We start from the raw sequence: 21461 nt of genomic DNA on the forward strand, positions 1-21461 counted from the left end.
CGGAGTGTCCTGTGATGTCCCTCGCACTCCTGTGAATAAGCCCATGATCACGGCAAACGATCACTTTCGCCTGCAAGAGTGTCCTGCGATTGCTCATGCGTTCTTTGCGGGTTGTTCAGTTCATGGACCACTGTTCCCGGTCAAAGATCCACAAATAGTCCCTGGGAGCACGTCCGTGGCAGACCTCGCCCGTTGGTGCGTCCGGCATCGGCTGATCGCCGTGCTGCTGTGGCTCCTCGCCTTCGGCGGGGTCACCACGGCCGCCGCCGTGGCGGGTTCGTCGTACTCGAACTCCTACGACGTCCCCGGCACCGAGGCGGGCCGCGCCGCGCAGCTCCTCAAGGACGGCTTCCCGGGCCTTGGCGGCGACAGCGACACCGTCGTCTGGCACACCACCACCGGCACCGTCCGCGCCGCAGGCGTCGAGCGGACCATGACCCGCACCCTGGACCGCATCGCCTCGCTGCCCGGTGTCGCCTCGGTGAGCGGCCCGTACGGCCGCCAGGGCGCGCACCGGATCAGCGCCGACGGCCGTACGGCGTACGCCACCGTCACCTTCGCGCAGGAGGCCGAGCACATCGGCAAGGCCGAGGCGCAGGCCGTGGTCGGCACCGCCAAGGCCGCCGAGGGCCACGGACTCCGGGTGGAACTGGGCGGCAGCGCCATCGGACTCACCGCGTCCCCGCGCGAGCACACCGCCGAGATGGTCGGCGTGCTCGTCGCGGCCGTCGTGCTGTTCCTCGCCTTCGGCTCGCTCGCCGCCTCGGCCCTGCCCATCGCCACCGCCCTGGTCGGCGTCGGCACCGCCTACTCCGGCATCGGGCTGCTCGGACACGCCATGACCGTCGCCGACTTCGCGCCCATGCTCGGCATGCTCATCGGCCTCGGCGTCGGCATCGACTACGCGCTGTTCATCGTCACCCGGTACCGGCGCGGACTGAAACGCGGGCTGAGCGTCACCGAGTCCGCCGTGAACGCCGTGGCCACCACCGGACGCGCCGTCGTCTTCGCGGGTGCGACGGTGTGCATAGCCCTGCTGGGGATGCTCATACTGCGGCTGGGCTTCCTCAACGGGGTTGCCGTCGCCGCCTCGTTGACGGTCGTGCTCACCGTCGCGGCCTCGGTCACGCTGCTGCCCGCCCTGCTGTCGTACATCGGCCCCCGGGCCCTCAGCCGCCGCGAGCGCCGCCGGCTCGCCGAGCACGGGCCGGGCCCCGAGCTGCCCACCGGTCTCGCCGCCCGCTGGTCCGCGCTCGTCGAACGCCGCCCCAAGCTGCTCGGCTCGCTCGCCCTGGCCGTCGTCGCCCTGCTCGCCCTGCCGACCCTCTCCCTCCACCTCGGCACCTCCGACCAGGGCAACGACCCGCGCACCTCCACCACTCGCAAGGCCTACGACCTGCTCGCCGAGGGCTTCGGACCCGGCGTCAACGGGCCGCTCACACTGGTGACGCGCGTAGACGGTGCCGCGGACGAGCTCGCCCTGGACAACCTCGACACGACCCTGCGCGCCACCCGGGGCATCGCCTCCGTCACCCCGGCCACCTACGCCTCCGGCGGCGGCACCGCCTACCTCACGGTCGTCCCCGACTCCGCCCCGCAGTCCCAGGACACCAGCGACCTGGTGAACCGGCTGCGCACGAAGGTGCTGCCACGCGCGGAAACCGGCACCTCCCTCGACATCCAGGTCGGCGGGGTCACCGCCGGCTACGACGACTTCGCGGATGTGATCATCGGCAAACTGCCGCTGTTCGTCGGCGCGGTCATCGGGCTCGGCTGTCTTCTGCTGCTCGTCGCGTTCCGCTCGCTCGGGATCCCGCTGAAGGCCGCGGTGATGAACATCGCCGCCGTGGCCGCCGCCTTCGGCGTCGTCGTCGTGGTCTTCCAGTGGGGCTGGGGCAGCGAACTGCTCGGCCTCGGCCGGGCCGGCCCGATCGAGCCCTTCCTCCCGGTGATCATGGTGTCCGTCCTCTTCGGCCTCTCCATGGACTACCAGGTCTTCCTGGTCGGCCGGATGTACGAGGAGTGGCTGGAGACCGGCGACAACCGGCGCGCCGTCCGCGTGGGCCTGGCCGAGACCAGCCGGGTCATCAACTCCGCAGCGGTCATCATGATCTCGGTCTTCCTCGCCTTCGTGCTCAGCGGCGACCGCGTGATCGCCATGTTCGGCATCGCCCTCGCCTCCGCCGTCGCCCTGGACGCCTTCGTCCTGCGCACCCTCCTCGTGCCCGCGCTGATGCATCTGCTCGGCGCCGCCAACTGGTGGCTGCCCGCCTGGCTGGAGCGCCGCCTGCCCCGCGTCAGCATCGAGCCGCCCGAGTGCCGCGCCGCGCATGAGAGGCTCGGCAAGGTCTCGGTGGCGGAACTGCGGAAGGAAGAGCAGCGCGATGTACGCGATATCCCTGGGTGACGACGGCGCCGAGCTGCGGCCCCTGGAGGTCTGGCACGCCGAGGAACTCCTCGCCGACATCGACCGGGGGCGGGAGTTCATCGGTCGGCACATCGGGCTGCCGGACGTCGTCACCGACCTGGACTCCGCCCGCGCCTATCTGAAGGCCTACGCCGACAAGCGCGGCGCCGACGCCGGCGGCCTGCACGGCATCTGGCTGGACGGCAAGCTGGTGGGCGGCCTGCTGTTCCGGGTGTGGGACACCCCGAGCGGGGTCTGCGAGGCCGGCTGCTGGCTGGAGCCCGCGGCGGCCGGGCGCGGGCTGGTCACGCGGGGCATGCGGGTGCTGCTGGAGTGGGCCTTCGAGGAGCGCGGCATGCACCGGGTGGAGTGGCAGGTCTCCTCCGCCAACGAGCCCAGCATCAACGTGGCCCGCCGGCTCGGCATGACCCGCGAGGGCGTGCTCCGCGAGAACTACCCGCACCGGGGCGTGCGCACCAGCACCGAGATCTGGTCGGTGCTCGCCCGCGAATGGCGTGCGGCACGCGCGCGTAGCACGCACGACGATCATTGATGATCGACGATCATTAAGAGACCTCTCAGACAGCGTCCGTACGGTGCCGGGCATGGCTACGAAGACAGAGGAATGCGCCGAGGCGCGCAACGACGAGGAGACGGCGGTGGAGGCCGCCACCACTGAGGAGGAATCCGCGCAGGCGGAGGCTCTTGAGGATGGCCCCGGGCAGGCGGACGCCGTCGACGAGGAGGCCGCCGGGGAGCAGGAACCCGCAGAGGAGAAGGTGCCCTCCGGAGTCGGTCAGGGCGCCGGTGCCGTCGTCTCGGCCGCGCTGGGCCTCGTCTCGCTCAGCGGCGGCTGGATCGGCACCGTCGCGGGCGCCCGCGAGCAGCTCGTCGGTCAGCTGCGGACCTCCTCCACCGCGAGCGTCGCCACCCAGATCAAGGCGGTCTACGGCAACGCCTGGCACAGCACCGCCCTGTGGGCCGGCCTGTTCGCGCTGGCCGCGCTGCTCACCGGCGTGGTCGTGCTCGCCCGGCCCGCCTTCGGCGCTCCCGGCCGTCCGCAGGCACACTGGATCAAGTCGGTCGCCTGGGCGGGCGTCTCGCTCGGGGCCATCGGCCTGCTGCTGGCCGTGCTGAAGTACTCCGACGCGTTGCTCGCGCTGCCCTCGGCCGGCTGAGAACCCGCAGGTCCCAGGGGGCCTTAGGGAGTCCATAAGCACCTTAGGGACTCCCTGAGGCCCCTTACGCGCGCGTGCGGCCCGTACGCCGCCCGAAGATGCGGAACTCTCCCGATGTGGCGCACCCCCCTGGGAGAGGAAGGTGGAGGCATCGCAGAAAGCGACGCACGACACCGGCTCTCCTCGAAGGACACGTCATGATCGAGATCGAGTACCACAAGATGCGCTCCGCCCAGCTGATCCACGAGGCCGAGCAGACGCGCCTGGCCCGCGAGGTCGCCCGGGCCCGCCGCGCCGCCCGCCGCGACTCCGCCGGCCAGGACGGCGCGGTCGCCGAGTCCCATACCGACCGGCCCCGCCGGCACCGGATCCCGCGCACCGCGTGACCACCGCACCGACGGACGGGGCCGGAACGGAGGGTGGCCGTACGGGGGTCGGCCGCCTTCCGGACCTCCCGGACCGGGGTCGTACGACTGTCCGCCCCAGTCGTACGACCCTTCCGTCCGTTTCTACGACCCTTCCGGCCACCGATACGACAATCGCACCGAGCCTGTGGAAAACCGCTGCCCTGCCGTCCGGGCACCATGCGATGCTCGGGTCCGTGGAGACCAGGTCCGTCAGTCCCGTGTTCGTCGGCCGCGCCGACGAGCTGGACACCTTGAACGACGCGCTCGCCCGCGCCCGCGCCGGCGAGCCCCAGGCGCTGCTGCTCGGCGGCGAGGCCGGGGTCGGCAAGACCCGCCTCGTCGAGGAGTTCGCCACGGCCGCCGGCCGGCACGCGGTCGTCGCCGTGGGCGGCTGTGTGGAGATCGGCGCCGACGGGCTGCCGTTCGCGCCCTTCTCCACCGCGCTGCGCGCCCTGCGTGACGCCCTGCCCGCGGAGTTCGCCGCAGCCGCCCAGGGACAGGAGGAGGAACTGGCCCGCCTCCTGCCCGACCTGGGCGAGGCCGGCGCCGGCCGCCACGACGAGCAGGGCATGGCCCGCCTGTTCGAACTCACCGCCCGGCTGCTGGAACGCGTCGCCGCCGAACACCCGGTCGTGCTCGTCCTGGAGGACCTGCACTGGGCCGACGCCTCCACCCGCCACCTCCTCGCCTACCTCTTCCGCACCCTGCGCGCAGGCAAGCTCCTCGTCCTCGCCAGCTACCGCTCCGACGACATCCACCGCCGCCACCCGCTGCGCCCCCTGCTCGCCGAACTCGACCGGCTGCGCACCGTCCGCCGCGTCGAACTCGCCCGCTTCACCCGCGAGGAGGTGGGCCGCCAGATCGCCGGCATCCTCGCCGCCGAACCCGCCCCCGCGCAGGTCGACGAGATCTTCGAACGCTCCGACGGCAACGCCTTCTTCGTCGAGGAACTCGCCGTCGCCGCCTGCGACGGCTGCTGCACCGGCCTCACCGACTCCCTGCGCGACCTGCTCCTGGTCCGGGTCGAGGCGCTGCCCGAGAGCGCCCAGCGGGTCGCCAGGGTCGTCGCCGAGGGCGGCTCCACCGTGGAGTACCGGCTGATCGCCGCCGTCGCCCAGCTCGGCGAGGACGACCTGATCGAGGCGCTGCGGGCCGCCGTCGGCGCCAACATCCTCACCGTCACCCCGGCCGGCGACGGCTACCGCTTCCGGCACTCCCTGGTCCGCGAGGCCGTCGCCGACGACCTGCTGCCAGGCGAACGCTCCCGGCTCAACCGCCGCTACGCCGAAGCCCTGGAGGCCGACCCCACGCTCGTCCCCGCCGACGCCCGCGTGATGCGCCTGGCCAGTTACTGGTACCACGCCCACGACGCCGCCAAGGCCCTGCCCGCCGTCCTGGACGCCTCCGTCGTGGCCCGCCGCCGGCACGCCTACACCGAGCAACTCGGGCTCCTGGAACGGGCGATGGAGCTGTGGGACAGCGTCCCGGAGGAGGTGCGCTCCGCCCTGCGCCCGGTCGACTACACCGAGGTCTACCCTCCGTGCGGCTGCGACCCGGCCACCGCACCGCTGCGCTGTCTCGACCTGATGGCCGAGGCAGCGGTCGCGGGCCGCTTCGGCGGGGAACGCGAACGCGCCCTGAAGATCACCAAGCGGGCGCTGCGCCTGCTGGAGGACGAGCCGGACCCCCTGCGCGCCGCCTGGTTCTGGGTGCAGCGCTCCCGGCTCGTCCAGGCCCTGGCCCGCGGCGACGGCTGGCAGGAACTGGCCACCGCCCAGGACCTGGTGCGCGGCCTGCCGCCCTCCGAGGTGCACGCCGAGGTGCTGGCCCTCGCCGCCGGCTGGTCCATGCTGCACCGGCCCGGACGCGAGGCCTTCGCCGCCGCCGAGCGGGCCGTGGAGTACGCGCGCATGGTCGGCGCCCGCGACATCGAACTGCACGCCCGCCTCACCCTCGGCGGCCTCAAGGTGGACGCGGGCGACACCGAGACGGGCCTGGCGGAGATGCGGCAGGTGCTGCGGGACAGCCTCGCGGAGGGTGTGCACTATGTCGCCGGCCGCGCCTATGTGAACCTGCCGTCCGAGCTGCAGAGCATCGGCCGTGACCGGGAGGCCGTCCCCCTCCTGCGCGAGGGCATCGCCTTCGCCCGCGCCCACGGACAGATGGACTCCGAGTCCTGGATACGGGGCAACCTGTCCGAGGCGCTCTACTCGCTCGGCGACTGGGCGGAGGCCGCCGAGACCGCCACCCACGCCACCCGGGTCGGCCACAGCGTCAAGCCCCGCGGCCAGGGCGCCCTGCGCCTGGCACACCTCGCCCTGGCCCGCGGCGACCGCGCCGAGGCGAGCCGCCGGCTCGCCGACGCCCGCGCCCACTACGGCACCCACGACCCCATGCCCCAGCACGCCCTGCCCCTGGCCCGGGTCGCCCTCGGTGTCGCCGCCGAGGAGGGCCGCATCGCCGACGCCCGCACCGAACTGCTCCGGGCCCTGGACGACGGATTCCCACCCGGCACCCACCGCTACGGCTGGCCGCTGCTGCGGGCGGCCGCCACCGCGGAGGCCGAGGCCCGCACCCTGCCCGCCGCCGAGCCGGGCCGCGCCGGGATCCTCGACCGCCTGCGTGAAGCCGCACGCGGCCTCACCACCGGCGCCCCGCTCTGGCAGGCCTACGACCAGTGGACCCGCGCCGAGCTGCGCCGCGCGGAGGGCAAGGACACCGCCGACGACTGGTCGCAGGTCGTCACCGCCTTCGAGTGCCTGGACCGCCCCTACGAACTCGCCCGGGTCCGCCACCGCCTCGCCGGAGCACTCCTGGCCGACGGCGGCGACGACGACCGCGACCGCGCGGTGGAACTGCTCCGGCTGGCTGCCGCCGTCGCCGCCCACCTCGACGCCCGCTCCCTCGCCGGCGCCGTCGCCCGGCTCGCCCAGCGCGCCCGCCTCACCCTGACCCGCGCGCCCGGGCAGGCCCTCGCCTGCGCCGACCCGGCCGCGGCCCTCGGCCTCACCAGCCGGGAGCGGGACGTCCTGCGGCTGGTCTCGGCCGGCCGCACCAACCGCCAGATCGCCGAGGAGCTGTTCATCTCCCCGAAGACCGCGAGCGTCCACGTCTCCAACATCCTCAGCAAGCTCGGCGTCTCCGGCCGGGGCGAGGCGGCGGCGCTGGCGCACCGGCTGGGACTGTTCCCGGCACAGACGCTCACTGCCGGAACGGCGGGCTGGGACCTACGCTGAAGAAAAGCCGCAAGGGGGAGAAAGCGGGGGAGGGGCCGTGTTCAACGCCTTCGAGGAACTGTTCGCACCCGGCCGCAAACACACCCGGGACGAACAGAACCGCCTGGAGCTGACCCGCGAGGACGTCGGCGACAGCGATCCGGGCCGGGGCCCGATAGACCTGGCCTCCGGAAAGGCGGTCATACGCCTGCCCGAGCCACCGCCGGCCGACGACGAGTGACGGCGCTCCTCACCGCACCTCCGCCTCCAGCACCCGGTCGTCGCCCTTCCCCGGCCGGCCCCGGCCGTCCGTGTTGCTCGTCACCAGCCACACCTTGTCGCCGCCCGCCGCGACCACCGTGCGCAGCCGGCCGTACGTGCCGGTGAGGAAGGCCTGCGGCGACGCCGAGGCCTCCGTGCCCTTGAGCGGGATGCGCCACAGGCGCTGCCCCTTCAGGCCCGCCATCCAGATCACGCCCTTCACATACGCGATGCCGCTGGGGGAGGCGTCGTCGGTGTGCCACTGGGCTATCGGGTTCTGGAAGGCGGTGTCGGAGGACCTGCCCTCGGCGTTCGGCCAGCCGTAGTTCGCGCCCGGCTTGATCGCGTTCAGCTCGTCCCAGGTGTCCTGGCCGAACTCCGAGGCGAACAGGCGCTGCCTGCCGTCCCAGGCCAGGCCCTGGACGTTGCGGTGGCCGTACGAATACACCGGGGAGCCGGGGAACGGGTTGCCCGGCGCGGGTTCCCCCTCCGGGGTCAGGCGCAGGATCTTGCCGCCCAGGGACTTCCTGTCCTGGGACAGGCCCCGCTCCCCGCTCTCACCGGTGCCCGCGTACAGCATGCCGTCCGGGCCGAACGCGATCCGGCCGCCGTTGTGGACCTGGCCCTTGGGAATGCCCTTGAACACCGTGTCCGGAGCGCCCAGTTGCTCACCGGGCGGCTTCCGTTCGTCGTACAGCACGCGGACGATGCGGTTGTCCGAGACCGAGGTGAAGTAGGCGTAGACCATGTGGTCCGAGGCGAAGCCGGGGGACAGGGCGATGCCCAGCAGACCGCCCTCGCCGGCCGGGGACACTCCCGAGACCGTCCCCAGCACGGTCTTGCGGCCCGTCCTGTCGTCGATCCGGATGATCGTGCCGTCGTCGCGGGAGGAGACCAGCAGTCCGCCGCCGGGCAGCGGGGCCAGCCCCCAAGGCGTCCGCAGGCCCTCGGCCACGGTGCGCAGCACCTTCACCGAGCCCTTGGCCGGCGGTGCCGGCTCGGTGGCGTCGCCGGAGGGGGCCGCGCCCGGTGCCGTACCCGTGGCCGTCCTGCCGAGGCCGCCAGGGGGTCCTCCGCCGTCGGAGGAGCAGCCGGCCGTCAGCAGGAGGGCGGCCGCGGCCAACACGGCCGACACAGCTCGTCGTTGCACGATCAGGGTCCCTTCGAGGCGGTCGTCCAGCGGCAGGTGCTACCTCTCATACACCGCCGAGCCCCATCCGGGTTCCCGCTCCACCGCGACCGATCCCGCGAACCCCTCTGTCCCGCGCTCCTCGGCGCTCAGTCCCACGATCCCCGAGCCGCCGGCAGCCGCGACACCTCCGCGAGGTCCTCGCCGGTCAGCCGCAGGTCGCCCGCCGCCGCGTTCTCCACGGCCCACCGCTCCTGCTTGGCGCCCGGAACGGCGATCACATGGCGGCCCTGCGCCAGGACCCAGGCCAGGGCCACCTGGGCCGGGGTGACGTTCTCGCCGTGGCGGCGCGCGATGCGGCGCAGGCCCGCGACGATCGGCTGGTTGGCGGCCATCATCTCGGCCGTGAAACGGGGATGGCGGGCCCGGACGTCGTCCGGTTCGAAACCCTCGCCGGGGGTCAGCGTGCCGGTCAGGAAGCCGTTGCCCAGCGGCATCGCCGCGAGGAACCCCACGCCCCGCGCCTCGCACCACGGCAGCAGCGCCTGGAGCGCCTCCGGCGACCACACCGACAGCTCCGCCTCCACCGCGGCCACCGGGAACACCTGCTGCACCCGCTGCAACTGGCGCACCGTACCGTCGTGCAGTCCCGCCCCCGAGCGGCGGCCGCCGCGCGCACCCACCGCGCACAGGCCCAGTGCCCGCACCTTGCCGGCCCGCACCAGTTCGGCCATCGCGCCCCACGTCTCCTCGACGGGGACCTCGGGGTCGGCGCGGTGCAGCTGGTAGAGGTCGATCACGTCCGTCTGGAGGCGGCGCAGGGAGGCGTCGCAGGCCCGCTTCACATACCCGGGGCGGCCGTTGGCCACGATGTGCTGCTCGCCCACCAGCAGCCCCACCTTCGTGGACACGAAGGCCTCCGCGCGCCGCTCCTTCAGCACCCGGCCCAGCAGCAGCTCATTGGTGAACGGGCCGTACATGTCCGCCGTGTCCAGGAGGGCCGAGCCCAGGTCCAGCGCCCGGTGCACGGTCCTGAGCGATTCGCCGCCCCGCTGCCGCGACCCGCTGTACGCCCAGCTCATCGGCATGCACCCGAGTCCGACGGCCCCCACCGCGAGCGCCCCCGCGCCGATCGTCCTGCGCTCCACCTGCTCGTGAACCTCCCTCTGCCCGGACCCCAACCTAACCTCTGCACGCGCGCGTGCCTGACATAGCCTCCATGGCATGACTGCTGAGGTGTGGCTTCCCATAGCGCCGGAGGAGATCGAGGGGCTTCCCGAGGGGCTCCGGTACCTGTTCTGGGACGGCGCAGAGGAGTTCCCGGCCGACCCGGCCGACTGCTCCTTCTACGTCGTGCCCTACATGAAGCCCGCCGGGATCGGTGTGCGCCCGCTGCCGGAGATGACTGCCGTCGAGGTCGTACAGACGCTGTCGGCCGGAACCGACCATGTGCAGCCGGGCCTGCGCCACCTGCGCCCGGGCGTGCGGCTGTGCAACGCGCGCGGGGTGCACGAGGCGAGCACCGCCGAGCTGACGCTCACCCTGGTCCTCGCATCCCTGCGCGGCATCCCGGACTTCGTACGGGCCCAGGACCGCGGCCAGTGGCTCGGCGGGTTCCGGCCGGCCCTCGCCGACAAGTCCGTCCTCATCGTCGGCTACGGCTCCATCGGCGCCGCCATCGAAGACCGGCTCGCGCCGTTTGAGCTCGCGCGGGTGGCGCGCGTCGCGCGCTCTGAGCGCACCACGGCGCGCGGTCCGGTGCATCCGCTCACCGAATTGCCTTCTCTGCTTCCGCACGCCGATGTCGTGATCCTTTCCACACCCTTGACGCAGGAGACGCGGGGCCTGGCAGACGCCGAATTCCTGGCGCGGATGAAGGACGGGGCGCTGCTCGTGAACGTGGCCCGTGGCCCCGTCGTGGACACCAAGGCGCTGCTCGCGGAGCTGGAGAGCGGCCGCATCACCGCGGCCCTGGACGTCACCGATCCCGAGCCGCTGCCGCCCGGACACCCGCTCTGGCAGGCCCCCGGCGTGCTCATCAGCCCCCATGTGGGCGGACCCACCTCCGCCTTCCTGCCGCGCGCCAAGAGCCTGCTCGCCGACCAGCTGACGCGTTTTGTGAACCACGAGCCCCTGCGGAACGTGGTCCTGACGACAGGGGCGTAATCCGGTTCCGGCACCCTGCGCAACCCTCCGGAAGCGCCCCGTACTCGCATCGCCGCTGGTCGTCACGGAGCGTAGAGAAGCTATGTCCCTGAGTGACGATCCTGGTGTATCGTCCCGACAGGGGCTGCGCCGCCTACCGTTCGGCGCCGGGGATGGACATTTCAGATTTGTGAGGGGGGCGACGGGCGATGCACGGCCTATGGACGAACGATCCGACGCAGCGGAGCCGCCGACGGCGGCCCTGGCGCACGGCCGCGCGCAGACGCGGCCACCACACCAGCCACCAGCAGCGCAGGCCCAACGGCCGCAGGAGGCATGCGCACCCAGCGCACCGGGACCGTCGGGACCCGGGAGCGGCGCTGACCGGGAGGCCCCGGTGAGCGCGCCGCCCTCGGTGACGACCGCCCTGGACGCGGCGGTGCGCGCACCGCATCCGCAGCAGGCGCCGCCGCCCCGCCGGACGGCCGTCGGTGAACGCACCCGCACGAGGGAGCAACTCGTCCTCGCCCTGGTCTGCGCGGCCTACGCCGTCGGGGCCGCCTTCGACTGGGGCACGGACGAACTGGCACTGATCATGGGCGACTTCGGGCTGGCCGCCGCGGCGGGCACCGCGGCCGTCTCCTGCTTCCTGTACGCCCGCAGCCCGCGCGTCCGCTTCCGCTCGGCCTGGCTGCTGTTCGCCCTCTCCTCGGCGATGGCGGCCCTCGGCAACGCGGTCTGGGGATGGTACGAGGTCGTCCTCGGCCGGCCGGTGCCCAGCCCCTCCTACGCGGACCTGTTCTTCCTGTGCTTCGCGCCGCCGGCCATCGTGGGCCTGCTGGTGCTCGCCAAGCGGCCGGTGACCAAGGCCGGCTGGATCTGCCTGGCGCTGGACGCCTGGCTGATCGGCGGCTCGCTGCTCACGCTCTCCTGGAGCCTGGCGCTCGCCCAGGCGGCCCGGTTCGACGGACCGAGCGTGGCGCACACCGCGCTGTCGCTGGCGTACCCGCTGCTCGACATCGCGCTCGTCAGCATGGTGCTCGCGCTGCACTTCCGCCGCACCCCGGGCAACCGCACAGCCGTGAACACGGCGATCGGCGCGCTCGCGCTGACCGTGATGTGCGACGCGCTGTTCACCTCGCCGCTGCTGCACAGCAGCTACCACTCCGGTCAGCTGCTGGACGCCGGCTGGTTCGCCGGTTCGCTGCTGCTCGCCTACGCCCCCTGGGCAACGCCCCGCCGCAAGGGCGCCCAGGAGGCGCACGCAAGGGACGGGCACACGCGCGTGGTCCACGAACACGTGCCCGGACAGCGCGGCACGAGCCACCACCATGTGTCCGCGCCCGCCCCCGGAGGTGATCACAGCCGGTATCCGGCCGGCCGGCCGCTCACCGGCTCCCTAGCCGCCCTCACCCCGTACCTCGCCGCCGCCGTGTGCACCCTGGGCATCCTGTACAACGTCCTCAACGGGCGCCGACCCGACCACGTCGTGCTGATCACCGCGGGCGCCGTCGTGCTCGCGCTCGTCATCCGGCAGGGCATCATGCTGCTGGACAACATCACCCTGACCCAGGAACTGGCGCAGAAGGAGAACCACTTCCGCTCCCTGGTGCAGGGCTCCAGCGACGTGATCATGATCGCCGCGCCCAACGGCATCCTGCGGTACGTCTCCCCGGCCGCCGCCGGGGTCTACGGCCGCCCGGCCGAAGACCTGGTGGGCACGGAACTGGCCGCCCTCATCCACCCGGAGGACCTGGGCTGCGTGGTGCACGAGGTGCGCCGCTTCCTCGCCGCCGACCCCCTGGAGGAGCCCACCACCCGCATCGAGTGCCGCTTCCGGTCCGGCGGTGGGGGCACCAACCGCTCGAGCGAAGCCGAGAGCGGGGGAGGATGGCTCAACGTCGAGTCGACCGTCAACCGCCACCACGGCGGCCTGATCTTCAACAGCCGGGACGTGACCGAGCGCGTCCGCCTGCAGGCGCAGCTGCAGCACAACGCCGAGCACGACCCGCTGACCGACCTGCCCAACCGCGCGCTGTTCACCCGGCGCGTCCAGCAGGCCCTGTCCGGCCGCCGCGCCACCGACCGGGGAGCCGCCCTGCTGGGCACGGCCGTGCTCTTCATCGACCTGGACGGCTTCAAGGCCGTCAACGACACGATCGGGCACCAGGCCGGGGACGAACTGCTCGTCCAGGCCGCCCGCAGACTCCAGGACGCGGTCCGGCAGGGGGACACCGCGTCCCGGCTGGGCGGCGACGAGTTCGCGGCCCTGATCGCCGGGGACGGAGCCCGTGACCGTGCCGCCCGGGAACGGAACATCCTGGAGCTCGCCGACCGCCTCAGGGTGACCCTCTCCCAGCCGTACGCCATCGACGGCAGCGACGTGCGGGTCAACGCCTCCATCGGCGTCGCCTTCGCCGAACAGGGCCTCGGCGCGGGTGAGTTGCTGCGCAACGCCGATCTCGCGATGTACCGCGCGAAAGCGGCCGGAAAGGGCCGGGTCGAGCTGTACAAGCCGCAGATGCAGCAGGACGTCGTACGCAAGGCGGAGCTGGCCACCCGGCTGCGTGCCGCGCTCCACGACGGCGAGTTCGCCCTGCTGCACCAGCCGGTGGTGTGCCTTTCGGGCGGCCGGATCACGGCGGTCTCGGCGCAGGCGCGCTGGCGCTCCTCTCAGGGGGTGCTGTTCACCCCGGCCGAGTTCCTGCGGGTGGCCGAGGACGGCGACAAGACCGCCGAGCTGGACCGCTGGATCCTGCAGGAGGCCGTCGAGCAGGCCGCCGAGCGGGCCGCCGCCGGGATCGTCGTCCCGGTGACCGTACGGGCGAGCGCCCGGCGGCTGCTGGACCGCTCGATGCCGGTCGGTTCCATGGAGGCGCTGCTGACCCGGCACGGGCTGCCGCCCGGCGCACTGGTCCTGGAGCTGTCCGACACCGATCCGCGGGTCTCGCTGGACGAGCTGGAGCGGCGGCTGAGCGCGCTCAGCCGGCTCGGGGTGCGGATCGCGCTGGACGGCTTCGGCAGCGGCTACGCGGCCATCACCGCTCTCAGAAGGCTGCCCGTGGACATCCTGAAACTCGACCGCAGCCTGGTCGAGGGCGTCGTGGAGTCCACGCGGCTGCACAAGATCACCAGCGGTCTGCTGCGGATCGCCGGCGATCTCGGGCTGCAGTCGGTGGCCGAGGGCGTGGACCTGCCGGAGCAGGTCGTCGCGCTGCGCGCGATGGGCTGCACGCACGGGCAGGGCATGGCCTTCGCGGGGCCGCTGGACGAGTACCGGCTGCGCCGGGCGCTCGGATCCGGCCACTACCCGGTGCCGCACGCACCGGCCGAACCGGCGTTCGCCGGGAGTGTGAGCGAGCCGAAGGGGCGCTCAGGGGTGTACACAGGGGGTGTTACGGCTGTCTTCGGAGGCGGCAGTGCCCTTCGTTCACATTCTGAGACTCCCGTCCCACCCACTTGACACGTGGTGCGCGTCGGGGGGAGGGTCAGTGCCATGCGCACCCGAATTCTCGTACTTGGACAGCGCGTCGGCTGAGCTGGGACCCACCGGAGGACGATCCGGAAACCCCAGCGACCTCACCGGCGCGCTCCCCTCGCTTGCCTTGCGGCACGAGGGGTTTTTTGTTGCACGAGTGCCTTTCGTGCACCGCGTGAACTCCGTACAAACCTCGCAAAAACCCTCAGCATTGAGAAGAGAATGCCGATGACCGAGCAGGCCACCGGGGCCCATCCGCAGCCGCGGCCCCGATCCGGAGGACAGCAGTCCGCCCCCGTCGAGCACGTCACGGGTGCGCAGTCCCTCATCCGCTCCCTCGAGGAGGTCGGCGCTGACACGGTATTCGGCATTCCCGGCGGCGCGATCCTGCCGGCGTACGACCCCCTGATGGACTCGACGCGGGTCCGTCACGTGCTGGTCCGCCACGAGCAGGGCGCCGGCCACGCGGCCACCGGCTACGCACAGGCCACCGGCAAGGTCGGCGTCTGCATGGCCACGAGCGGCCCCGGTGCCACCAACCTGGTCACGCCGATCGCCGACGCCCACATGGACTCCGTCCCGCTCGTCGCGATCACCGGCCAGGTGGCATCCAAGGCGATCGGCACCGACGCCTTCCAGGAGGCGGACATCGTCGGCATCACCATGCCGATCACCAAGCACAACTTCCTCGTCACCAAGGCCGAGGACATCCCGCGGGTCATCGCGCAGGCGTTCCACATCGCCTCCACCGGCCGCCCGGGCCCGGTCCTGGTCGACATCTCCAAGGACGCCCTCCAGGCGAAGACGACCTTCACCTGGCCGCCCACCATGGACCTGCCCGGCTACCGCCCGGTGACCAAGCCGCACGCCAAGCAGATCCGCGAGGCGGCCAAGCTGATCACCTCCGCCCGGCGGCCCGTCCTCTACGTCGGCGGCGGCGTCATCAAGGCGCACGCCACCGCCGAGCTGAAGGTCCTCGCCGAACTCACCGGAGCGCCCGTCACCACCACCCTGATGGCGCTCGGCGCGTTCCCCGACAGCCACCCGCTGCACGTGGGAATGCCGGGCATGCACGGTGCGGTCACCGCCGTCACCGCGCTGCAGAAGGCCGATCTGATCGTCGCCCTCGGTGCCCGCTTCGACGACCGGGTCACCGGCAAGCTGGACAGCTTCGCCCCGTACGCCAAGATCGTCCACGCCGACATCGACCCGGCCGAGATCGGCAAGAACCGCGCCGCGGACGTGCCGATCGTGGGTGACGCCCGCGAGGTCATCGCCGACCTGGTCCAGGCCGTGCAGAAGGAGCACAGCGAGGGCCACAAGGGCGACTACACCGCCTGGTGGAGCGACCTCAACCGCTGGCGCGAGACCTACCCGCTCGGCTACGACCAGCCCGATGACGGCTCGCTCTCCCCGCAGCAGGTCATCGAGCGCATCGGCCAACTCGCGCCCGAGGGCACGATCTTCGCCGCGGGCGTCGGCCAGCACCAGATGTGGGCCGCGCACTTCATCCAGTACGACAAGCCCGCCACCTGGCTGAACTCCGGCGGCGCCGGAACCATGGGCTACGCGGTCCCGGCCGCCATGGGCGCCAAGGCCGGGCAGCCGGACCGCGCGGTCTGGGCGATCGACGGCGACGGCTGCTTCCAGATGACCAATCAGGAACTGACCACCTGCGCCCTGAACAACATCCCGATCAAGGTCGCCATCATCAACAACGGCGCCCTCGGAATGGTCCGCCAGTGGCAGACCCTGTTCTACAACCAGCGCTACTCCAACACCGTGCTGCACAGCGGCCCCGACGACATCAACCCGGAGGCCAAGGGCACGCGCGTGCCGGACTTCGTGAAGCTGTCCGAGGCGATGGGCTGCGTGGGCCTGCGCTGCGAGCGCCCGGAGGACCTGGACAAGGTCATCGAAGAGGCGAACTCCATCAACGACCGCCCCGTCGTCATCGACTTCATCGTCCACGAGGACGCGATGGTCTGGCCGATGGTCGCCGCCGGCACCTCCAACGACGAGATCATGGCCGCCCGGGACGTCCGCCCCGACTTCGGCGACAACGAAGACGACTGAGCGAGAGAGACGAAGAAGACCATGTCCAAGCACACGCTCTCCGTCCTGGTGGAGAACACGCCGGGCATCCTCGCCCGGATCGCCGCCCTGTTCTCCCGTCGCGGCTTCAACATCGACTCGCTCGCGGTCGGCGTCACCGAGCACCCCGACATCTCCCGCATCACCATCGTGGTCGGTGTCGAGGACCTGCCCCTGGAGCAGGTGACCAAGCAGCTCAACAAGCTCGTCAACGTGCTGAAGATCGTCGAGCTGGAGCCCGGTCAGGCCGTGCAGCGCGAACTCGTCCTGGTGAAGGTCCGCGCCGACAACGAGACCCGCTCCCAGATCGTCGAGATCGTCCAGCTGTTCCGCGCCAAGACCGTCGACGTCTCCCCGGAGGCCGTCACCATCGAGGCCACCGGATCCAGCGAGAAGCTGTCCGCCATGCTCAAGATGCTGGAGCCGTTCGGCATCAAGGAGCTGGTGCAGTCCGGCACGATCGCGATCGGCCGCGGCGCCCGTTCGATCACGGACCGCTCGCTGCGCGCCCTCGACCGATCCGCGTAAAGCTGAAGTACGGCTGAAACCGGGCGGTCGGCGACACGCCGTCCGCCCGGATGCCGAGACCCCGAGACTTCCCTTCCCCTCACCGTCATACGGTGGGACGCACAACCTGCACACCAAGGAGAGAACCCAAAGTGGCCGAGCTGTTCTACGACGCTGACGCCGACCTGTCCATCATCCAGGGCCGCAAGGTCGCGGTCATCGGCTACGGCAGCCAGGGCCACGCCCACGCGCTGTCGCTGCGTGACTCCGGTGTCGACGTGCGTGTCGGTCTGCACGAGGGCTCCAAGTCCAAGGCCAAGGCCGAGGAGCAGGGCCTGCGCGTGGTGACGCCGTCCGAGGCCGCCGCCGAGGCCGACGTCATCATGATCCTGGTGCCGGACCCGATCCAGGCCCAGGTCTACGAGGAGTCCATCGCCCCGAACCTGAAGGACGGCGACGCGCTGTTCTTCGGCCACGGCTTCAACATCCGCTTCGGCTTCATCAAGCCCCCGGCCGGCGTGGACGTCTGCATGGTCGCCCCGAAGGGCCCGGGCCACCTGGTGCGCCGTCAGTACGAGGAGGGCCGCGGCGTTCCGTGCATCGCCGCCGTCGAGCAGGACGCCTCCGGCAACGCCTTCTCGCTGGCCCTGTCGTACGCCAAGGGCATCGGCGGCACCCGCGCCGGCGTCATCAAGACGACCTTCACCGAGGAGACCGAGACCGACCTGTTCGGTGAGCAGGCCGTCCTCTGCGGTGGTACGGCCGCGCTGGTCAAGGCGGGCTTCGAGACCCTGACCGAGGCCGGCTACCAGCCGGAGATCGCCTACTTCGAGTGCCTGCACGAGCTGAAGCTGATCGTGGACCTCATGTACGAGGGCGGCCTGGAGAAGATGCGCTGGTCCATCTCCGAGACCGCAGAGTGGGGCGACTACGTCACCGGCCCGCGGATCATCACCGACGCCACCAAGGCCGAGATGAAGAAGGTCCTCGCCGAGATCCAGGACGGCTCCTTCGCCCAGCAGTGGATGGACGAGTACCACGGCGGTCTGAAGAAGTACAACGAGTACAAGAAGCAGGACTCCGAGCACCTGCTGGAGACCACGGGCAAGCAGCTGCGCAAGCTGATGAGCTGGGTGAACGAGGAGGCGTAAGTCTCACGTCAGGGGGCCGGGGCAGACTGCTCCGGCCCCCTCTTCCCTCTGTTGTCCACCCCGTCCAGCCCCGGACGGGTGATCCTTCCGTGGAGGCGCAAGATGCCCTGCGCCACGCCACTAGACTGCTGCACAACACGCGTCAGGCCCACAGCGTCGTGCGTCTTCCGCGGCTAGCCCCCCTCCTCCGCCTGCGGCCGTCGGGACGGCCGTCCGCATGCTCTGGACTTGTGAGGACCTCACGTGAGCTCGAAACCCGTCGTACTCATCGCTGAAGAGCTGTCGCCCGCGACCGTGGACGCACTCGGCCCGGACTTCGAGATCCGGCACACCAACGGAGCCGACCGAGCCGAACTGCTCCCCGCCATCGCCGACGTCGACGCGATCCTGATCCGTTCCGCCACCAAGGTCGACGCCGAGGCCGTCGCCGCGGCGAAGAAGCTCAAGGTCGTCGCCCGCGCCGGCGTCGGCCTGGACAACGTCGACGTCTCCGCCGCCACCAAGGCCGGCGTGATGGTCGTCAACGCCCCGACCTCCAACATCGTGACCGCCGCCGAGCTGGCCTGCGGTCTGATCCTCGCCTCCGCCCGCAACATCCCGCAGGCCAACGCCGCGCTGAAGAACGGCGAGTGGAAGCGCAGCAAGTACACGGGCGTCGAGCTGGCCGAGAAGACCCTCGGTGTCGTCGGCCTCGGCCGCATCGGCGCCCTGGTCGCCCAGCGCATGTCCGCCTTCGGTATGAAGGTCGTCGCCTACGACCCCTACGTCCAGCCCGCGCGGGCCGCGCAGATGGGCGTGAAGGTCCTCTCCCTGGACGAGCTGCTGGAGGTCTCCGACTTCATCACCGTCCACCTGCCCAAGACTCCCGAGACCCTCGGCCTCATCGGCGACGAGGCGCTGCGCAAGGTCAAGCCGAGCGTGCGCATCGTCAACGCCGCGCGCGGCGGCATCGTGGACGAGGCGGCGCTGTACTCGGCGCTGAAGGAGGGCCGCGTCGCCGGCGCCGGTCTCGACGTGTACGCCAAGGAGCCCTGCACCGACTCCCCGCTGTTCGAGCTGGACCAGGTCGTCTGCACGCCGCACCTCGGCGCCTCCACCGACGAGGCCCAGGAGAAGGCGGGCATCGCGGTCGCCAAGTCCGTCCGTCTCGCCCTCGCCGGCGAGCTGGTGCCGGACGCGGTGAACGTCCAGGGCGGTGTCATCGCCGAGGACGTCAAGCCGGGTCTGCCGCTCGCCGAGCGCCTCGGCCGGATCTTCACCGCGCTCGCCGGTGAGGTCGCGGTCCGCCTCGACGTCGAGGTCTACGGTGAGATCACCCAGCACGACGTGAAGGTGCTGGAGCTGTCCGCGCTCAAGGGCGTCTTCGAGGACGTCGTCGACGAGACGGTGAGTTACGTCAACGCGCCGCTGTTCGCGCAGGAGCGTGGCGTCGAGGTCCGGCTGACCACCAGCTCCGAGTCGCCCGAGCACCGCAACGTCGTCACCGTGCGCGGCACGCTCGCGGACGGTGAGGAGGTGTCGGTCTCCGGCACGCTGGCCGGTCCGAAGCACGTCCAGAAGATCGTCGCGGTCGGCGACTACGACGTCGACCTCGCCCTCGCCGACCACATGCTCGTCCTGCGCTACGAGGACCGCCCCGGTGTCGTCGGCACCGTCGGCCGCATCCTCGGCGAGGCGGGCATCAACATCGCCGGCATGCAGGTCGCTCGCGCGGCCGCCGGCGGTGAGGCGCTGGCCGTGCTCACCGTCGACGACACGGTTTCCTCCGGTGTGCTGGCCGAGGTGGCCTCGGAGATCGGTGCGACGTCCGCCCGCTCGGTGAACCTCGTCTGACACATGCGCGAACGCCGGACGGGCTGACCTTCGTCAGCCCGTCCGGCGTTTTCGTTTCCCCTAGTCGTCGCTGACCTCGATCTTCCGCAGGCTCACCGCCGCCCCCACCGCCGCCAGCGCCACCAGCACCGCGCCGGCGATCGCCGCGCCCTGCATCCCGCTGGTGAAGGCCTCGCGGGCCGTGGTGAGGAGGGACTCGCCGGCCCGGCCGGGCAGGTGGGCGGCCGTGGCGAGGGCGTCACCCAGGGTCTCGCGTGCCCCGGCCGGGGCGGTGGCCGGCATCTCGTGGCGGTAGACGGCCGTACCGATGGAGCCGAGGACCGCCATGCCGAGCGCGCCGCCGAACTCGGCGCTGGTCTCCAGCAGGGAGGAGGCCGTACCCGCCCGCTCTACCGGGGCGCCGCTCATGGCCAGGTCGGTCAGCTGGGAGACGATCGCGACCATTCCGCAGGCGAGGACGCCGGCCCCGGCGAGCACCAGCCACAGCGAGTCCGTGCCGACGAGGGCGAGCATCGAGTAACCGGCCGCCATGGCCGCGAAGCCGCCGGCGACGACGTACCCCCGGTTGACGCCCCGCTGGACGAGCTGCGCGGTGACCGGACCGGCGACGCCGATGAACACCGAGGGCAGCAGGCTCCACAGGGCCGCCGACAGCGGGCTCTTGCCGAGGACCGACTGCAGGTACTGCGTGGTGAAGACGGCCGAGCCCATCATGGCGAGGGCGGCGACGAGGTTCAGGACCAGCGCCGGGGTGAAGCCGCGGCCCTTCAGCAGGGCCGGCGGGATCAGCGGGGAGGCGCTGGTGCGCTGGCGGTGGACGAACAGGGCCGCGAAGAGCAGGCCGACGGCGATCGAGACGACGTAGAGCGGGTGCCAGCCCTCGGAGGGGATCTCCTTCAGGCCGTAGATCACGGGGAGCACGGCCGCCATCGACAGCGGCACGCTCAGCCAGTCGAAACGCCCGGGGTTCGGGTCCCTGGACTCCGGCAGCAGCACCGGGCCGAGGAGCAGGAGCAGGGCCATGGCGGGCAGGTTGACCAGGAAGACCGAGCCCCACCAGAAGTGCTCGACCAGGATGCCGCTCATCACCGAGCCCAGTGCGATACCGCCGGTCATGACGCCGGACCACATTCCGATCGCCTTCGCGCGCTGAGCTGGGTCGGTGAACATCGTGCGCAGCAGCGCCATCGTGGACGGCATCAGGGTCGCACCACCGAGGCCGAGGACCGCGCGGGCCGCGATCAGGGTCTCGGCGCTGTCCGCGTAGGCCGCGAGCAGCGAGGCCGCGCCGAAGGCCGCGGCGCCCGTCAGGAGGAGCCTGCGGCGGCCGATGCGGTCGCCGAGGGAGCCCATGGTCATCAGCAGGCCGGCCAGGACGAAGCCGTAGACGTCGAAGATCCACAGCTGCTGGGTGCCGCTCGGGTGCAGGTCGGCGCTGATCGCGGGGGTCGCGAAGTACAGGACCGAGACGTCCATCGAGACCAGCAGCAGCGGCAGCATCAGCACGCCGAGAGCGGTCCACTCGCGGCGCCCGGCGCGGGCGGGGGCGGCGCCTTCGGCGCCTGCGGAGGTGGTTGTGCTCGTCGAGTTCGTCATGACGGTGACTGTACGGGCGTCTTAAACGCTTGTCTAGAACGCTTGTATAAGTCATCCGTC

15 protein-coding genes are annotated in these 21461 nt (G+C 71.8%); 12 read left to right on the plus strand and 3 right to left on the minus strand.

Annotated elements, in window-relative coordinates:
• The first annotated feature begins 175 nt into the window (after positions 1 to 175).
• From ACWGJ5_RS06465 to ACWGJ5_RS06490, 6 genes are all read left to right on the plus strand, one after another.
• Positions 176 to 2407 carry an MMPL family transporter gene (locus tag ACWGJ5_RS06465; protein ID WP_453308643.1) on the plus strand — a complete coding sequence of 744 codons (2232 nt, stop codon included), beginning with the start codon at positions 176 to 178 and terminating at the stop codon, positions 2405 to 2407.
• Positions 2385 to 2960, plus strand: a complete 576-nt coding sequence (locus tag ACWGJ5_RS06470; RefSeq protein WP_453308644.1) for a GNAT family N-acetyltransferase — start codon at positions 2385 to 2387, stop codon at positions 2958 to 2960. Before ACWGJ5_RS06465 ends, ACWGJ5_RS06470 begins: the two co-directional genes overlap by 23 nt.
• Before the next feature lie 52 nt (positions 2961 to 3012).
• Entirely contained in the window at positions 3013 to 3585 is a 573-nt protein-coding gene (locus ACWGJ5_RS06475) for a hypothetical protein (protein WP_453308645.1), read from the plus strand.
• A gap of 197 nt (positions 3586 to 3782) precedes the next feature.
• A complete protein-coding gene (locus tag ACWGJ5_RS06480; RefSeq protein WP_453308646.1) occupies positions 3783 to 3971 on the plus strand; it encodes a hypothetical protein in 189 nt (62 codons plus the stop codon).
• 203 nt (positions 3972 to 4174) lie between these two features.
• Positions 4175 to 7228 (plus strand): helix-turn-helix transcriptional regulator, encoded by a 3054-nt coding sequence (locus tag ACWGJ5_RS06485; protein WP_453308647.1) that lies wholly within the window; start codon positions 4175 to 4177, stop codon positions 7226 to 7228.
• Positions 7229 to 7265: 37 nt separating this feature from the next.
• Positions 7266 to 7448 (plus strand): DUF6191 domain-containing protein, encoded by a 183-nt coding sequence (locus ACWGJ5_RS06490; RefSeq protein ID WP_453308648.1) that lies wholly within the window; start codon positions 7266 to 7268, stop codon positions 7446 to 7448.
• A gap of 9 nt (positions 7449 to 7457) precedes the next feature.
• Here the strand turns inward: ACWGJ5_RS06490 and ACWGJ5_RS06495 are convergent, their stop codons facing one another.
• Both ACWGJ5_RS06495 and ACWGJ5_RS06500 read right to left on the minus strand, forming a co-directional pair.
• On the minus strand, positions 7458 to 8624 hold the full coding sequence (locus tag ACWGJ5_RS06495; RefSeq protein WP_453308728.1) for a PQQ-dependent sugar dehydrogenase: 1167 nt from the start codon (positions 8622 to 8624) through the stop codon (positions 7458 to 7460).
• Between the two features lie 122 nt (positions 8625 to 8746).
• A complete protein-coding gene (locus tag ACWGJ5_RS06500; protein ID WP_453308649.1) occupies positions 8747 to 9745 on the minus strand; it encodes an aldo/keto reductase in 999 nt (332 codons plus the stop codon).
• A 76-nt stretch (positions 9746 to 9821) separates the two neighbouring features.
• Between ACWGJ5_RS06500 and ACWGJ5_RS06505 the strand changes: the two genes are divergently transcribed.
• From ACWGJ5_RS06505 to serA, 6 genes are all read left to right on the plus strand, one after another.
• The gene (locus tag ACWGJ5_RS06505) at positions 9822 to 10763 is read left to right on the plus strand and encodes a 2-hydroxyacid dehydrogenase (RefSeq protein WP_453308650.1); all 942 of its coding nucleotides are present in this window, start codon (positions 9822 to 9824) and stop codon (positions 10761 to 10763) included.
• Positions 10764 to 11139: 376 nt separating this feature from the next.
• A complete protein-coding gene (locus ACWGJ5_RS06510) occupies positions 11140 to 14205 on the plus strand; it encodes a putative bifunctional diguanylate cyclase/phosphodiesterase (protein WP_453308651.1) in 3066 nt (1021 codons plus the stop codon).
• A 243-nt stretch (positions 14206 to 14448) separates the two neighbouring features.
• Positions 14449 to 16296, plus strand: a complete 1848-nt coding sequence (locus ACWGJ5_RS06515) for an acetolactate synthase large subunit (protein WP_453308652.1) — start codon at positions 14449 to 14451, stop codon at positions 16294 to 16296.
• 21 nt (positions 16297 to 16317) lie between these two features.
• Positions 16318 to 16842 carry an acetolactate synthase small subunit gene (gene ilvN / locus ACWGJ5_RS06520; RefSeq protein WP_055708145.1) on the plus strand — a complete coding sequence of 175 codons (525 nt, stop codon included), beginning with the start codon at positions 16318 to 16320 and terminating at the stop codon, positions 16840 to 16842.
• Between the two features lie 131 nt (positions 16843 to 16973).
• On the plus strand, positions 16974 to 17972 hold the full coding sequence (gene ilvC, locus ACWGJ5_RS06525; RefSeq protein WP_453308653.1) for a ketol-acid reductoisomerase: 999 nt from the start codon (positions 16974 to 16976) through the stop codon (positions 17970 to 17972).
• Between the two features lie 243 nt (positions 17973 to 18215).
• The gene (gene serA / locus ACWGJ5_RS06530) at positions 18216 to 19805 is read left to right on the plus strand and encodes a phosphoglycerate dehydrogenase (RefSeq protein ID WP_453308654.1); all 1590 of its coding nucleotides are present in this window, start codon (positions 18216 to 18218) and stop codon (positions 19803 to 19805) included.
• A gap of 60 nt (positions 19806 to 19865) precedes the next feature.
• On the opposite strand, the gene ACWGJ5_RS06535 is transcribed toward serA, so the two are convergent.
• On the minus strand, positions 19866 to 21401 hold the full coding sequence (locus ACWGJ5_RS06535) for an MFS transporter (RefSeq protein ID WP_453308655.1): 1536 nt from the start codon (positions 21399 to 21401) through the stop codon (positions 19866 to 19868).
• Between the last annotated feature and the right edge of the window lie 60 nt (positions 21402 to 21461).

The sequence above is a fragment of the Streptomyces sp. NPDC054783 genome (assembly GCF_053611725.1).

Excerpts from the sequence above, each read along its gene's own strand:
- ACWGJ5_RS06470 (WP_453308644.1), top strand. The coding sequence starts at position 2,385 with ATGTACGCGATATCCCTGGGTGACGACGGCGCCGAGCTGCGGCCCCTG.
- ACWGJ5_RS06475 (WP_453308645.1), top strand. The coding sequence starts at position 3,013 with ATGGCTACGAAGACAGAGGAATGCGCCGAGGCGCGCAACGACGAGGAG.
- ACWGJ5_RS06480 (WP_453308646.1), top strand. The coding sequence starts at position 3,783 with ATGATCGAGATCGAGTACCACAAGATGCGCTCCGCCCAGCTGATCCAC.
- ACWGJ5_RS06485 (WP_453308647.1), top strand. The coding sequence starts at position 4,175 with ATGCTCGGGTCCGTGGAGACCAGGTCCGTCAGTCCCGTGTTCGTCGGC.
- ACWGJ5_RS06505 (WP_453308650.1), top strand. The coding sequence starts at position 9,822 with ATGACTGCTGAGGTGTGGCTTCCCATAGCGCCGGAGGAGATCGAGGGG.
- ACWGJ5_RS06515 (WP_453308652.1), top strand. The coding sequence starts at position 14,449 with ATGACCGAGCAGGCCACCGGGGCCCATCCGCAGCCGCGGCCCCGATCC.
- ilvN (WP_055708145.1), top strand. The coding sequence starts at position 16,318 with ATGTCCAAGCACACGCTCTCCGTCCTGGTGGAGAACACGCCGGGCATC.
- ACWGJ5_RS06535 (WP_453308655.1), bottom strand. The coding sequence starts at position 21,401 with ATGACGAACTCGACGAGCACAACCACCTCCGCAGGCGCCGAAGGCGCC.